Origin of the sequence: Thiohalocapsa marina (genome assembly GCF_008632335.1) — a bacterium.
Classification (GTDB): Bacteria; Pseudomonadota; Gammaproteobacteria; order Chromatiales; family Chromatiaceae; genus Thiohalocapsa; species Thiohalocapsa marina.
The window spans coordinates 25,272-39,507 of sequence record NZ_VWXX01000021.1; the positions used below are offsets into that span (position 1 = coordinate 25,272).

Annotated in this window: 15 protein-coding genes; 7 read left to right on the top strand and 8 right to left on the bottom strand. The window is 67.4% G+C overall.

Features of this window, described 5'->3' with window-relative positions; translation table 11 throughout:
- Nucleotides 1–15: 15 nt before the first annotated feature.
- The 3 genes from F2Q65_RS12700 to F2Q65_RS12710 are packed head-to-tail and all read right to left on the bottom strand — an operon-like array spanning nt 16 to nt 2,496.
- The gene (locus F2Q65_RS12700) at nt 16–993 is read right to left on the bottom strand and encodes an EamA family transporter (protein ID WP_150093791.1); all 978 of its coding nucleotides are present in this window, start codon (nt 991–993) and stop codon (nt 16–18) included.
- A gap of 2 nt (nt 994–995) precedes the next feature.
- On the bottom strand, nt 996–2,093 hold the full coding sequence (locus F2Q65_RS12705) for an efflux RND transporter periplasmic adaptor subunit (protein ID WP_246156196.1): 1,098 nt from the start codon (nt 2,091–2,093) through the stop codon (nt 996–998).
- Nucleotide 2,094: 1 nt separating this feature from the next.
- Complete coding sequence (locus F2Q65_RS12710; protein ID WP_150093792.1) at nt 2,095–2,496, bottom strand: S24 family peptidase; 402 nt, start codon at nt 2,494–2,496, stop codon at nt 2,095–2,097.
- A gap of 159 nt (nt 2,497–2,655) precedes the next feature.
- Between F2Q65_RS12710 and F2Q65_RS12715 the strand changes: the two genes are divergently transcribed.
- The 4 genes from F2Q65_RS12715 to F2Q65_RS12730 all read left to right on the top strand — a co-directional run bounded on the left by F2Q65_RS12715 (nt 2,656) and on the right by F2Q65_RS12730 (nt 7,446).
- Entirely contained in the window at nt 2,656–4,470 is a 1,815-nt protein-coding gene (locus F2Q65_RS12715; protein ID WP_150093793.1) for an ABCB family ABC transporter ATP-binding protein/permease, read from the top strand.
- Nucleotides 4,471–4,517: 47 nt separating this feature from the next.
- The gene (locus F2Q65_RS12720; protein ID WP_150093794.1) at nt 4,518–6,179 is read left to right on the top strand and encodes an ATP-binding protein; all 1,662 of its coding nucleotides are present in this window, start codon (nt 4,518–4,520) and stop codon (nt 6,177–6,179) included.
- Complete coding sequence (locus F2Q65_RS12725) at nt 6,179–6,826, top strand: response regulator (protein WP_150093795.1); 648 nt, start codon at nt 6,179–6,181, stop codon at nt 6,824–6,826. Before F2Q65_RS12720 ends, F2Q65_RS12725 begins: the two co-directional genes overlap by 1 nt.
- Nucleotides 6,827–6,951: 125 nt before the next feature.
- Nucleotides 6,952–7,446 (top strand): rhodanese-like domain-containing protein, encoded by a 495-nt coding sequence (locus tag F2Q65_RS12730; protein ID WP_150093796.1) that lies wholly within the window; start codon nt 6,952–6,954, stop codon nt 7,444–7,446.
- A gap of 12 nt (nt 7,447–7,458) precedes the next feature.
- On the opposite strand, the gene F2Q65_RS12735 is transcribed toward F2Q65_RS12730, so the two are convergent.
- Nucleotides 7,459–8,382, bottom strand: a complete 924-nt coding sequence (locus tag F2Q65_RS12735) for an NAD(P)H-binding protein (RefSeq protein WP_150093797.1) — start codon at nt 8,380–8,382, stop codon at nt 7,459–7,461.
- 219 nt (nt 8,383–8,601) lie between these two features.
- Nucleotides 8,602–8,946 carry an HPF/RaiA family ribosome-associated protein gene (locus F2Q65_RS12740; protein WP_150093798.1) on the bottom strand — a complete coding sequence of 115 codons (345 nt, stop codon included), beginning with the start codon at nt 8,944–8,946 and terminating at the stop codon, nt 8,602–8,604.
- Between the two features lie 525 nt (nt 8,947–9,471).
- On the opposite strand from F2Q65_RS12740, the gene F2Q65_RS12745 reads away from it, so the two are divergent.
- Nucleotides 9,472–10,272 carry a DNA-formamidopyrimidine glycosylase family protein gene (locus F2Q65_RS12745; RefSeq protein WP_150093799.1) on the top strand — a complete coding sequence of 267 codons (801 nt, stop codon included), beginning with the start codon at nt 9,472–9,474 and terminating at the stop codon, nt 10,270–10,272.
- On the opposite strand, the gene F2Q65_RS12750 is transcribed toward F2Q65_RS12745, so the two are convergent.
- Genes F2Q65_RS12750 through F2Q65_RS12760 form a run of 3 tightly spaced genes read right to left on the bottom strand, consistent with a single transcriptional unit; the run spans nt 10,230 to nt 12,774 of the window.
- On the bottom strand, nt 10,230–10,979 hold the full coding sequence (locus F2Q65_RS12750) for a pseudouridine synthase (protein WP_150093800.1): 750 nt from the start codon (nt 10,977–10,979) through the stop codon (nt 10,230–10,232). The genes F2Q65_RS12745 and F2Q65_RS12750 overlap by 43 nt on opposite strands.
- Nucleotides 10,966–12,198 carry a tetratricopeptide repeat protein gene (locus F2Q65_RS12755; protein ID WP_150093801.1) on the bottom strand — a complete coding sequence of 411 codons (1,233 nt, stop codon included), beginning with the start codon at nt 12,196–12,198 and terminating at the stop codon, nt 10,966–10,968. The genes F2Q65_RS12750 and F2Q65_RS12755 overlap by 14 nt, the downstream gene beginning before the upstream one ends.
- 21 nt (nt 12,199–12,219) lie before the next feature.
- Complete coding sequence (locus F2Q65_RS12760; RefSeq protein ID WP_150093802.1) at nt 12,220–12,774, bottom strand: hypothetical protein; 555 nt, start codon at nt 12,772–12,774, stop codon at nt 12,220–12,222.
- 423 nt (nt 12,775–13,197) lie between these two features.
- Here F2Q65_RS12760 and F2Q65_RS12765 point away from each other — a divergent pair, with 423 nt between their 5' ends.
- On the top strand, nt 13,198–13,812 hold the full coding sequence (locus F2Q65_RS12765) for a 2OG-Fe(II) oxygenase (RefSeq protein ID WP_150093803.1): 615 nt from the start codon (nt 13,198–13,200) through the stop codon (nt 13,810–13,812).
- Between the two features lie 13 nt (nt 13,813–13,825).
- On the top strand, nt 13,826–14,212 hold the full coding sequence (locus tag F2Q65_RS12770) for a hypothetical protein (protein WP_150093804.1): 387 nt from the start codon (nt 13,826–13,828) through the stop codon (nt 14,210–14,212).
- Nucleotides 14,213–14,236: the final 24 nt, after the last annotated feature.

The following is a 14,236-nucleotide window of genomic DNA, read 5'->3' on the forward strand; positions in this document are numbered from 1 at the left end:
TTTCTGAATCGTGCCTTATTGGGGGATTGCGGTTTTGGGTGTTCGTAGCCAGACGATGGCGAGACCCGCCAGCACGATGCAGGCGCCGCCGGTCAGTTCGGTCGGGCTCAGGGTCTCGCCCGCCAGGAGTGCCGCCGAAACGGCGCCGACGATCAGTTCGAACAGCAGCAGCACCGACGAGCGCTGCAGCGGCATGTGGCTGACACCATGCTGGGTGGCCGCAACCATGGTGCTCAGCCAGAGCGCCCCCACCGCCAGTGCCACCGCCAACGCCGTTGCCAATGCCGTCATCGCCGTCGCCACCTCCGCCGTCGTCGTCATCGCCGTAGCCCCAAAGGAAGCCGCCGGCGGGGCGGTATCGACGGCAAGTGCCGCGAGCAGGGCCAGCGGGGGCACCAGCACCACCGCGGACAGGTTCTTCAGCGTCGCCGGCATCTGGTGCGCGGCGCGCACCTGGACATTGGTCAGCGCAAAGCCCAGGCCCGCCAGCAAGCCCAGCAGATCCGCGGTGCCGAAGGCCGGGAGCAGGCCGGCATCGACGCCCTGCAGGTCCGAGAACAGCATCAGCCCGGCGCCGAACAGCGCCAGCGCCAGGGCAGGGATGGTCACCGCCAGCAGGCGCTCGCCCAGCAGCAGCCGACCGAGGACCACGGTCCAGACCGGCGACAGGTAGAACAGGATCAGCACCCGCGCCACATCGCCCTCGATCATGCCGATGCCGAAGGCGATGTTCGACACCGCCGCCGAGAGCCCGATGCCCAGCAGTCGCCAGGGCATCCGCAGGGCCGTGCGCCAGTGACGACGGGCCAAGGGGCCCAGCGTCAGCGCCGCACCCAGATAGATCACCGTCAGGGTCCAGAATCCCCCCAGGCCCGCCTGCTCGAGCCCGCGCAGCGGCAGCCAGAACAGGCCCCACAGGGCGGAGCCCAGCAACAGGGTGATGACGACCACCATGGGCCGCAGGGCGAAACCGGTCGGCTGGGTCTGTGCCACGGTCAGCGGCGTGTTCCGACAGCGGCCTGTTCGGACGGTTCGGCTCGGGTGACTGCCTTGCCCTGGGTCAGGCCGAGGAAACCGCGGGTGATGACCTGTTCCGCCGGGGCCAGGCCGGTCAGGATCTCGATGTCGTCGGCAATGCGCAGGCCGCTCTGCACCGGGCGCTTCACCGCCGTGCCGTCGTCGCCGATGATCCAGACGAACTGACCGTCGCGGTCCTGGCGCAGGGCGCGAAACGGGACCAGCAGCCGGGGCACGGCGGCGGTGGTCAGTTCGGCGCGGATGAACTGGCCGGCGCGGGCGCCGTCGGGGATCCGCTCGAAGCGCACCTCCACCGGCGCCTGGCGGCTGGTCTCGGACAGCGTGGGGTGGATGCGCAGGATGGTGCCGGCGAGGGGCTGGCCGCCCAGGGCGTCGATGCGCAGCCGCACCGGATCGCCTAGGGCGACCTGGGGCAGCACCAGTTCGGACACATAGACCTCCGCGATCAGCGAGGCCGGGTCCGCCAGGGTCAGCAGGTGGGTCTTCTTGGTGACGAAATCGCCGGGCTCCACCAGGCGCTCGGTGATGACGCCGGCGAAGGGCGCCTCGACGCGCGTGTAGTCCAGCCGGGTCTGCAGCAGCCGGACCTCCGCCTCGGCCACCGCCAGCGCGGTGCGCGCCTGGGCCAGCTCGTCCTCCGAGGCGGCCTTGCGCCGCGTCAGGTCCGCCAGGCGCTCCACGTCCAGGGCCTCCTGGGCGCGGGTGGCGCGGGCCTTGTCCAGCTCGGCGCGCAGCAGGTCGTCCTCGATCCGGGCCAGCACCTGCCCCTGTCGCACCGCATCGCCCTCGAACACGTCGAGTGCGGTGATGCGGCCCTCTTCCTGGCTGTACAGTCGCACCAGCCGACGCAGCCGCAGGGTGCCGGGGCGCTCGTGTTGCGCCGAGACCGGCGCGCGCTGGGTGGTGATGGCGGTGACCAGATGCCCGCTGCCGGGCCGCTGCGAGGGGGGGCTGGCCGGAGAGGCGGCGCCGTCGCGGTCGCGCCCGTCACCCTGCTGGCTGCAGCCCATGAGCGCCAGCGTCAGGGTGGCGAGCAGGGCGAGACGCGCGCCCATGTCAGGCGCGGCCGGTGATGTCGACGGCGTTGCCCGGCAGCGGGGTGGCGCTGGCCAGGGCGCCGGCGTCATCGTAGTCGTAGTGCTTGATCTGGCGTCGGATGTTGCGCTGGATGACGATGCCCAGGACCTTCCATTCCAGCCCCGTCAGCTCGATCTGCGGAAAGTCGGGATTCAGCGCCATCAGCCACTCGCGGCCCTGCCCGTCGCGGTGGAACTGGCGAAACCAGCGCACGCCCTCCACCTCGGCGAAGACGTACATGCCGCTGCGGCAGTATTCGGTGGGTTCGACGATGACGATGCACCGGTCCGGGAATTCCGGCTCCATGTCCGGCCCCAGCACCTGCAGGGCGAAGGGTTCGTGCAACGCACAGCCGGTGCCTTCGAGCATGGGTTCTGTCATGATGGTCCTCATTTGCTAAGGAGACACTGATTTATTGGCCTGCCTGATCCGATCCTGGCCAAAAATCAGCAAGGGGGCGTCCTGCCCCGCGCGGGCGCCGGCCCGTCCGTTTCGTTTGCTTCAGCTTGGGTCCAACCGCTCCACAGTCAACGACAGGCCATGATACGGATCAACGCCACAGAGCGCATTCACAACGACCGACGCGACTGGCACAACCTGCGCGGCATGCTGCCGTTCCTGTGGGAGTTCCGCGGCCGGGCGCTGTTCGCGCTGGCCTGCCTGGTGCTGGCCAAGCTGGCCAGCGTGGGCGTGCCGCTGGTGCTCAAGGACATCATCGACGCCTTCGAGGGCGGCCAGACCGAGCCGGCCCGGCAGGCCCTGGCGCTGCCGGTGGGGCTGCTGATGGCGTACGGCGCGCTCAAGCTGTCGGGATCGCTGTTCAACGAGCTGCGCGACGTGGTCTTTGCCCGGGTGCGCTTCCGCGCCATGCGCCGGCTCTCCACCCGGGTGCTGGCGCATCTGCACCGGCTCTCGCTGCGCTACCACCTGGAGCGGCAGAGCGGCGCCATCAGCCGCGACCTGGAGCGCGGCACGCGCTCGGTGTCGACCATCCTGAACTACATGGTGTTCAGCGTGATCCCGGTGTTCGTGGAGTTTACGCTGGTGGCGGTGGTGCTGCTGGCGAAATACGAGCTGGTGTTCACGCTGGTGACCTTCGGCACCGTGCTGGTGTATGTCGCCTTCACCTTCGCCATCACCGAGTGGCGCATGGACTACCGCCGGCGCATGAACGTGCTCGACAGCCAGGCCAACAGCCAGGCCTTCGACAGCCTGCTGAACTACGAGACGGTGAAGTACTTCGGCAACGAGCGCATGGAACTCGAGCGCTACGACAACACCCTGACGGAATGGGAAGACGTTGCGGTCAAGAGCCAGAGCTCCATGTCGCTGCTGAACTTCGGCCAGGGCAGCATCATCGCCGTGGGTGTCACCGCCATCATGTTCTTCGCCGCCCAGGGCGTGGTGGCCGGGCGCATGAGCATCGGCGATCTGGTGCTGGTGAACGCCTTCATGCTGCAGCTGTTCATCCCGCTGGGCTTTCTCGGCATCGTCTACCGCCAGATCAAGTACGCGCTGGCAGACATGGATCTGGTGTTCAAGCTGCTGGAGCGAGAACCCGAGATCCAGGACGCGCCCGGCGCGCCGGCGCTGATCCTGCGGCAGGGCCGCCTGCGTTTCGACGGGGTGAGCTTTCACTACCAGCCCGAGCGGCCGATCCTGCGCGATGTGGACTTCCGCATCGAGCCCGGCGAGAAGGTGGCCGTGGTCGGCCACAGCGGCGCCGGCAAGTCGACCCTGGCACGGCTGCTGTTCCGCTCCTACGAGGTCAATGCAGGCCGCATCCTGATCGACGACCAGGACATCCGTGACGTGACCCAGCAGAGCCTGCGCGGCGCCATCGGCATCGTGCCCCAGGACACGGTGCTGTTCAACGACAGCATCTACTACAACCTGGCCTATGGCCGCCCGGACGCCAGCCGCGAAGAGGTGGAGCGTGCCGCCGAGCTGGCGCACATCCGTGCCTTCGTGGAGTCGCTGCCGGACGGCTGGGACACGGTTGTCGGCGAGCGCGGGCTCAAGCTCTCCGGCGGCGAGAAGCAGCGCGTCGCCATCGCCCGGGCCATCCTCAAGCGGCCGCGCATCATGCTGTTCGACGAGGCGACATCTTCGCTGGACAGCAAGACCGAGCAGGCCATACAGCAGACCCTGGCCGAGGTGGCCGAGGACCACACCACGCTGGTCATCGCCCATAGGCTGTCGACGGTGGTGGATGCGCAGCGCATCCTGGTGATGGAGTCCGGCCGGATCATCGAGCAGGGCGAGCATCGTCGCCTGCTGGCCGACGGCGGGGTCTATGCGGCCATGTGGGAACTGCAGCAGCGCGAGCGGGAACAGGTGCCGTCGGCGTCCTGACCCCGTTGCGGGACACCCCGGCAGCGCCAACCGTCCACCAGACCACCATGACACAGCCCCTCGCAACCCCCGCCCGCCAGGGCGACCGCCGCATCCTGCACATCCTGCGCGCAGCACGGCTTCTGACGCCGCTGGCGGTGTTCGGCCTGAGCCTGCTGGCGGCGGTGACGCTGTTGCTGCTGACGCCGGCCGGCCATGCGCCGAGCAGCGCCACGCCGGCCGGTCTGGCCTGGATCATGGGCTGGGCCAAGCCGGTCGCGCTGGCGGCCCTGCTGGTGGGCGTGCTGGCGGCCCTGCTGCTGGCCGCACGGCTGAAGACGCAGTTGCTGCAGCCGCTGGTGAGCCTGGAGGATTCGGTCACCCGGGTCTGCGAGGGCGAGCCTGGGGCCAGCCGGCTGCTGCACAAGGCCGGCGTGCTGCAGACCATGGCCCAGGGCATCGGCTCGCTGAACAGGGAACTGACCGACCTGTACGAGGACATGGACAGCCGGGTGGCGCGCCAGACCACGCGTCTGGCGCAGAAGACCGCCTCGCTGAAGATCCTCTACGACGTGGCCGCCGAGATCACCCGCGCCGACACCCTGGAGGACATCCTGCTGCACTTCCTGCGGGTGCTGAAGGAGATGGTCAACGGCCGCGCGGCCACCGTCCGCCTGGTCACTGCCGACGGCGCGCCGCGGCTGATCGGCTCCATTGGCCTGGACGACGACCTGGTGCGCGAACAGGACATGCCCCCGGTGGACCTGTGCCTGTGCGGCACCGTGCTCTGCCCGGGCGAGATCGTCTGCGACAACGACCTGCGCTATTGCTCGCGGGTCTACGGCCGGCGCATGTTCGGCAGTGATGTGCTGGAGGTGGTGACGGTACCGGTGAAGCATCACGATGAACTGCTGGGCACCTATTCCATCTTCGTCGACCGTCCGGGCATCCGCCTGCGCGAGGACATCCAGGACCTGCTGTCCACCATCGGTCAGCACATCGGCGTGGCCGTGGCCAAGTACCGCTCCGACAACGAGGCGCGGCGGCTGTCGATCATCGAGGAGCGCGCGTCGCTGGCCCATGAGCTGCACGACTCCCTGGCGCAGACCCTGGCCAGCCTGCGGTTGCAGGCCCGCATGTTGCAGGATTCGCTGCAGGGCGCCACCATCTCGGACGAGGCGCGGGCGGATCTGAGCCGTATCCGCAACGGCATCGACGAGGCCCACGGCGAGGTGCGCGAACTCATGGCCAGTTTCCGCGCGCCCATGCAGCGCCGCGGTCTGGTGCCGACCTTGCAGGAGCTGACTCGGGCCTTCGGCAAGCAGACCGGCGTGCATTGTGTGTTTCAGCTCAATTGTCGGCCCTTCGAGGTCTCTGCAGTGGAGGAGATGCAACTGGTGCGAATCGTGCAGGAGACCCTTGCCAACGTGCGCAAGCACGCCCGGGCGCAGACGGTGCGGGTATTGTTGACGCGTGAGCCGGACGGCACCTATGTGCTGCTGGTGGAGGACGACGGCGTCGGCTTTCGCGCGCCGGAGCCGCGTGTGGGTGGCGGCCGGCGCAGCGGCAATCCGGGCGAGCATATCGGGCTGTCGATCCTGCAGGAGCGGGCCCGGCGCATCGGTGCACGGCTGGAGGTGGAGAGCGAGCCCGGCGAGGGTACCCGGGTGGAGGTCAGCTTCGAACCCGCCCGTGGCACGCGGGCGTCCGGCACGGACCTGGCGGCCTGATGCGCGTCCTGCTGATCGATGATCATGCCCTGTTCCGCGTGGGGCTGCTGGAGCTGCTGGAGCGTCGCGGCATCGAGGTGGTGGACGCCGTCGGCGACTGCGAGGTGGGCCTGAATCTGGCCCGCGACTGCGCCCCGGATGTGGTGCTGCTGGATCTGCGCATGCCCTGCAGCAGCGGCATCGAGGTGCTGAAGCGCATCCGTGCCGAGGGCCTGGACCGGCGCGTGGCGATGCTGACCACCAGCACCGAGGAGCCGGACGTGATCACGGCCTTGCAGGCCGGCGCCAATGGGTATCTGCTCAAGGACATGGAGCCCGACGAGCTGGTGGCGTCGCTGAACGACATCGTCGCCGGCAAGACCGTGGTGGCGAGCGAGCTGACCGGCATCCTGGCGCGGGCCGTCAGTCAGGACCGGGCCGAGCCCGAGGAGCGGGAGCCGGCCTTTTCCGACCTGACCCGCCGCGAGATGGAGATCCTCTGCCATCTGGCCGCCGGGCAGAGCAACAAGGTCATCGCCCGGGAACTCGGCATCACCGACGGCACCGTCAAGCTTCACGTCAAGGCCATCCTGCGCAAGCTCAACGTCCACTCCCGGGTCGAGGCCGCCGTCATCGCCGTCGAACGCGGCCTCTGCACCCGAACCTGATTCACATACAGGGGCAGTCTTCACCCGGGATGCGGGCTGGGTTGATGATCTTCGTGGTGTCGGCCACATTTCCCAGTGTATACGTTGGACTTGGTGCTGAATGACGAGGAACAAGGTGTAACCCGATGCAGAATTTTCTGGAACTGATCCGCGACTGTCTCACCGATGTGCGGGAGATCATGCCGTGGGACCTGGAGGAGCGGATGGCGGAGAACGCGGATCTGCTGATCATCGACGTGCGCGAGCCGAGCGAGTTCGAGGCCATGCATATCGCGGGCTCGCTGAACGTGCCCCGGGGGATCCTGGAATCTGCCTGCGAATGGGAGTACGAGGAGACGGTGCCGGAGCTGGTGCAGGCGCGCGATCGGGAGCTGGTGGTGGTGTGCCGGTCGGGCTATCGCAGCGTCTTGGCGGCCCATTCGCTGCAGGTGCTGGGCTACCGCAACGTCGCTTCGCTGCAGACCGGGCTACGGGGCTGGAAGGATTATGAGCAGCCGTTGCAGGACGGCGCGGGGCGTGACGTGGATCTGGACGATGCCGATGTCTACTTCACGCCCCGGTTGCGCCCCGAGCAGATGCGGCCGGCCGAGGCCCCCGGCGGGACCCCGGACGTGGCCTAACCGCAGGGGGCGTCAGGGATTGTTCAGGTAGGCCAGTGTCTGCTGGTCGAAGGGCCGTGGCGTCAGGCCCAGGCGCGCGAAGCCGTCGTCGGCGCAGGTGTTGCCGGCCAGCAGCATGATCAGCTGGTCGCGGGTGATCGGGAACCAGCTGAAACGGTCCATGAGTCCGGCCACCGGGGCGATGAGGCTGGCCGGGGCCGGCAGCATGCGCTTGCGCTTGCCGCTGGCAGCGGCGATGGTCTGCAGGATCGCCTTCCAGCTCAGCGCGTGCGGACCGCACAGGTCGTAGGACTGGTGGATGCTGTCAGGGCGCTGCAAGGCGGTGGCAAAGGCGGCGGCGACGTCTTCGACGTGGACCGGCCCCAGTTCGAATGCGCCGGCATTGACGGGCAGCAGTCCCTGGTAGAACAGCGGGGCGGGCACCGGGCTGTCGATCAGTTCGGCCTTCAGTTGGGTGCAGAATTCCATGCGGCCGCGCGGATCGCCGAAGATCACCGACGGCCGGAAGATGGTCCAGTCGAGGCCCGAGGCCTTAAGCGTCTCTTCGGCTGCCAGCTTGGTGGTCTGGTAGGGGGTCGCGGCGGCGTCGATGCCGTTGGCGCTCATCAGCAGGAAGCGTTTCACGCCAAGGGCCTCGGCAACGGCCATCATGCGCTCCGCGCCACGACGCTGCAGGGCGTCGAAGGTGATGCCGGATGCCGGGAATTCACGCAGGATGCCGATGAGGTAGATCGCGGCGTCGCAGCCCTGCAGCAGTGTGTCGACGGCCGCTTCATCGCCGACATCGCCGGCGATGGTGCTCACCCCGGGGTGAGCGGGTAGCCGGTCTTCGCTGCCGGGGCGTACCAGCAGCCGCACTTCGTGTCCGTCTGCGCAGAGCCTGTCTACCACATGGCTGCCGACGAAGCCGGTGCCACCGATGATGCCGATCTTCATGACGCGTGATCTCCCGTTGTCAGTGTGCCGTCCGGCGCCGGGAAGCGGTGCCTGGCACGGTGCTCCAATGCCTCAGATTTCCGGTCGCGGTGCCGTTCTGACAAGGGTGTGAGGTGCGATTCTTGTGGTCGGTCCGGGCGGGATGCGACGCTGCAGGTGGTGGTATCGGCGTGATTCGATTCCGCCCGGTTCGGCCGCCGTGCCGGGGGGTGCCGCCGCTCAGGTGCCGGTGGCATGGAGCATGGTCTGCTTCAGCTGCTTGCCCAGGTCGCGGGTGCGCAGGCGGCGCAGCTTGGTCTTGAGGCCGGCGAAGGCGGCGTCGATGGCCTCTTCGGCCTGCTTGCGCGCCTCGCGGACGATGACCTGTTGTCGCTCCTGGGCGACGGTGAGCAACTCGCAACGCACGCGGTGTCCGTGCAGCTGGTCGAATTCTTCGCTGATCCGGGCCTGGATCTCCAGTGGCTGGTTGGGAAAGCGCGCTTCCAGCGCGGCGGCTAGCTGGTTAATCCTTTTCTTTATCTTGCGATCCAACGCAAGCATGTCTCCGCTGATGCGTACGCTCATTCACGACCTCGTCAGAGCAGTTCCGGCACGCATTGCCGGTCAACGTGTTACGCGGCCTGCGCCGAGACGGCGCGGGTGTCCTGGGGGGTACATTGGCGAGCCTGATCTCGATTGGCGCCGGCAAACGTCCTTGCGGGCGATTCGGGCGTGTCGTCTTCAGGTGGCTGGGTCGGGCGGATGCTTCCGGCAGGCGGGGCATGTCTTTTCAACCCGATGCCCGTGACTTTACCACATTCTCTTCAGGAATGTGTCAAATCGGCACGCCTGTCGTGTGGCGTCCGATCGGGGGCTGTTTTCGCCGGTGGAGACTTCCCCGTAAAAGTGCACGGTTTTCCGGTCCGGCCGGCGGCGAACTTTCCGTCCGCCGTCATTTCAAAACGCCTGAGCTTCCGTGAAGCTCTCTGACTCCTTGTCGTGTTCCCCGCCTCTGGCGGGGTTTTTTTGTGCCGATCTCAGGGTGACAGCGACCGGCGCCGTGCTAGTCTGGGCATCGGTCTGGTAGCAAACGCAACAACGGAGGACGGGGTGCCGGAGGGCGATACCATACACAAACTGGCAGTGTATCTCGATGCCGAGCTGAACGGCAAGGAGGTCACCGGCGTGCGCCTGCAGCCGCGCTTCGGGCCGTCCTGCGGACCGCGCCGGGTCAGTGGCGTGGGGAGCGAGGGCAAGCACCTGTTCGTCACCTTCGACGACGGTGTCGAACTGCGCAGCCACCTCGGCATGTATGGCTCCTGGCACCGTTATCGTCCGAGTCAGCCATGGAAGCGACCGGCGCGGCAGGCGTCGATCGTCATCCGGACGGGGCAGGCGGACTATGTGTGCTTCAATGCCAAGGAGGTTCAGTGGCTGCGCCGACAGGGGTTCGAGCGCGCTGACCTCGGCAACCGGCTGGGTCCCGACCTGATCCGCGACCCTTTCGATCCGGATGCGCTGGCATCCCGCATCGCGGCCTTGCTGTCGCCGGATGCGGCCATTGTGGATGTGCTGCTGGATCAGCGCATCGCCGCTGGCATTGGAAACGTGTACAAGTCGGAGGTGCTGTTCCTGCAGGGCCACTCGCCGCACCTGCGGCTAAAGGAGCTGACCGCGGAACAGGTAACCGCGCTGTACCGCTGTGCGGCAGAGCATCTGGGCAACAACCTGGGCGGTGGACCGAGAACCACCCGCCGCACCCTCGACGGCCGGGGCCGACTCTGGGTCTACGGGCGTTTCGACCGGCCTTGCCTGCGCTGCGGAACTCCCATTCGGCGCGCGTACCTCGGCACCCATCGCCGCTCCACCTACTGGTGCCCGGGTTGCCAGAGCGCTAGCGCGATGCGCTGAAAGTCCGCCGCCGGCGGTGCAGAGAGCGTGAGCGGCTGACCGTTGTGCGGGTGCGCGCAGTGTAGCGCGGTTGCGGCCAGCAGCAGACGCTGGTTGCCGAGGCGTTCGCGGAACAGCCGGTTGTGGGCGCCGTCGCCGTAGGTGGTGTCGCCGACGATGGGGTGGAAGATGTGTTTCATGTGGCGCCGGAGCTGATGCCGGCGGCCGGTTTCTGGATACAGTTCCAGCAGCGTGTAGCGCGCGCTGGCGTAACGGCCGACGGCCCAGGGCCGTTCCACGATGGCAAGGCGCCGGTAGCGCGTGATGGCGCTCTGGGGTCCCTTGTCGGGGTCCGCCAGGGGCTCGGCGATCCGGTCGGGACGCTCGCGCAGGGCATGGTCGATCACGCCGGATTCGTCCGTGTATCCACGCACGATGGCGCGATAGGTCTTGCGTACCTGACCAGCGGTGAACTGGTCCGTCAGCTGTCGCGCCGTGGCCGGGTCGAGGGCGAACAGCAGGACGCCGGAGGTGGGCTTGTCCAGACGATGCACCGGGTAGACCCGTTGGCCGATCTGGTCCCGCACCAACTGCAGCGCAAAGCGGGTTTCGTGCCTGTCAACCAGGCTGCGGTGTACCAGCAGGCCGGTAGGCTTGTGTACCGCGATCAGCCAGCGATCCCGATACAACACCGGTAGCTGCGACGGCGGGGGGCTAGCCGCCAGCATCCACGGCCACCTGCATGGTGCCGAAGTCGAGCCGCAGGCGACCGTTGCCAATAAACCCGTCCCCCAGCAGGCCGCCGATGCGGAAGCCGAATTGCCGCTCCAGCCGGAACTGCCGCAGCAGCATGCCGCCGATGCGCTGCCGTCGAGCGCCGGCGGCGGCGACGGAATCGCAGACGAACGGCAGCGCGCTCAGCCGGTTCTGAATGCCGAACCCGACCCCCTCGGCGTCGACCAGCACATCGACGTCCGCGGCCCCGGCAGTGGACAGCGGCAATGCCAGTCCGGTGCCTGACAACCCGGTGTCCAGGAACAGCAGGGTGTTGATGCGGTCATTGAGCCGGCCTTCGAGCAGGGGATACTGGTTCGCCGCCAGGTAGAGCGGGCTGCCGTCGGTCACCGCGCGGCCCCCCAGTTGCAGCTGCCGCTTGCCGTAGTCCAGGGTAGTGGGCAACTGGCTCAGCAGGCCGCAGCCGATGACGCCATCCACCGGGAAGGGCAGCAGTCGTGCCAGGGAGCTACGAGTATCGTATACCTGCACCGGCACGTTGCCGATGTCCAGCGTCCCCAGCGACAGGTGCCGCAGCAGGCCGTGCTGGACGCGACCGGCCGGGCCGGCGGGAAAGTGGATGCCTTCGTCGCCGAAGGTCGTGACCCCTGCCGGCCCGGCCACTGCCGGATCCAGCAGGGTCTCGCCGACCCCGGTGTCGATGGCCAGGCGGACGCTGAGCGACTGTTGCGGCCCGGACAGCCGTGCCTCGATCACCGGCACCGGTGATTCCCCGATCCAGGGCAGGGCGATTTCCGGAGTTCGCTCCGAACCGCGTTCCGCAGCAGGTGGATGCAGCCGGTATTCGCCGGCTTGGGCGGCCTGAAGCTTTGCCGCCAGCGCCGTGCGCCCCAGTGCGCGGTAGAGCGCGGCGGCCGCCTCCGGCCTGTGCGCCCGCCGATGGCAGTCTGCCAGCAGCGCCCGCAGGCGTACCGAGCCTGGCACCGAGTCAGACTCGGCCCTAAGGGCCGTTTCAAGGTGTTCGCGGGCCGTTTCGAGGCGATTCTGCAGCAGGTGCAGTTCGCCTAGCAGCGCATGCAGCCGGATGTCGTGCAGCCCTTCCTCGCGCAAGGCCTCACCAAGGGGCGCGCTATCGGCGAAGCGTCCGCCGTGGAAGAGTTCCAGGGCGGTCTTCAGGCGCCGTTCGGGGCTGGACCTGTCGGGGCTGGCCACGCTGACGACCCGGTGCGGCGGTCAGTCGAACAGGTCGCGAAAGGCCTTGGCAAAGCGCTTGTAGGCGTCCCAGCCGTCCTTGTCCATCACCTGGTCGATGACCCAGCGGTTCTCGTCCTGGTCGCCCATCAGGGTCTGGATCTCGTGGCCCAGGTGGCGCAGGAAGGGATAGGTCGGGCCATCGTCGTCCAGCCGAAACTCGGCGTACTCGGTGGAGCGCTCGTTGAGCCGGGCGATGAACGGGCTGCCGTAATCCCCCGGACCCAGCAGGTCCTGGCTGTTGTCCTGTACATGTTCGACGCACTTCCTCGCAAACTGGGTGATCAGCTCCCGGCGTTGCTCATCATCGAGCTGAATGTGCGCCATGCGGTCGGCGATCTGGATCAGGAACAGCAGATACTCCTGGACCACCAGCAACCGCTGGGCATCGTCGCGGTAGACGAACCGCTCGCAATGCAGGCTGATGGCCTTGTCGACGGCGATGCGCCAACCGATGAAGGCCAGCGCGCTGCTGATCTCGGCCAGAGACCGCTCGTTTTCGTCGTTCCACCAGTGGCTCTTGATACGCAATGCCATGCCGATTGCTACTCCCGTGGCTGTGGCAATTTGTCCTTATGAGACGCTGATTTATTGGTCTCCCTGATCGGGGCCAGGGCAAAAATCAGCATTTTCCTGATCCCTTCATATTCTGCTTCGGGCGGGTCAGTACAACCTTCCTGAAGCTGTTCGTTGTTCTGCACGCGCCAATGGGGTGGCCCGGCAGCTAAGGAGACGCTGCCTTATTGGCCATCCTGGCCAAAAATCAGCACGCGATTCGAAAACGCGGTTTCCGCATCGCTTCATTTTCAGCGGCGTGCGCCGCTAAAAATGGCGGGGCCTCCTGCCCCGCACGGGAAATGCTGAATAAATCAGCGTTTCCCTAAGGGGAGGGGCTGGTTGACGCGACTGCTGGGGCGCTGGACAATTCGGGGTCAGTTGCACCCCGCTCCGGTTATCCGCATGACCCACACCCCGTTCGATCGCCCCGTCGCGCCCCTGGAAAGCCTGCGCGAGCTGCGCCCCGGCAGCTTCATCTTCGAGCGGGAGCAGGCCTTGCCGCCGAGCTTCTGCGACGAGGTGGTGGCACGCTTCGAGGCCAACCCCGAACAGCAGGTCGCCGGGCGCGTCGGCCAGTTGCGGGAGCAGGATACGAGCGTCAAGCGAACCACCGATCTGGTGGTCAGCAACAAGGACGACTGGAAGGACGTGGACCAGCTGTTCTTCCGCTCCCTGGCCGCCGCCATGCGGGAGCTGCGCGAGACCTTTCCCTACTTCAAGGGGCCGTTCAAGGACCTGGGCTACCAGGTGCAGCGTTACCTGCCCGGCGAGTACTACCACTGGCACATCGATGGCGGCAGCCACGAGCTGAGTCAGCGGCAACTGGTGGCCCTGTGGTACCTGAACGATGTGCCCGGCCCCGGTGGCGAGACGCAGTTCCTGTACCAGGGCCTTAGCGTGCGCCCGCAGCGCGGCAAGCTGGTACTGTTCCCGCCGTTCTGGACCCACGAACACCGGGCCGCGCGCCTGGATGCCGGGGTGAAGTACATCGCCACCACCTGGGTGGTCTTTGCCTGAGGCCCGCAGGCGCATGGATGACTCCCGCGCCGCCGCGCCACGCCTGCTCGGCATCGTCGAGCTCGGTGGTTATCCGAACTTTCTGCCCCTGTATCGCCGGCTCGGCTTCGACGCCGAACTGGTGCCCTCCCAGCGCAAGGCGCAGGCGGTGCTGAAGCGGCGGCTGCCGGATGTCGTTGTCGCGGAGTACAACTTCCAGTCCGACTTCCGCGACCGGACCAGCAACCTCGAGACCCTGATGGCGCGTCTGCAGCGTCACCCCCAGGTGCGGGTCATCTGCATCTACCAACCGGAGTTCCGGCACAAGCTGGACGGCATGCTGGCGCGTTTTCCGGTGTTTGCGGCGTTGCCGCTGCCGGTGAGCGAGGATGACATGGCCGGGGTGTTGTCGCAGCTCTGAACCGGTGTCCGTATCCGAGCCGGA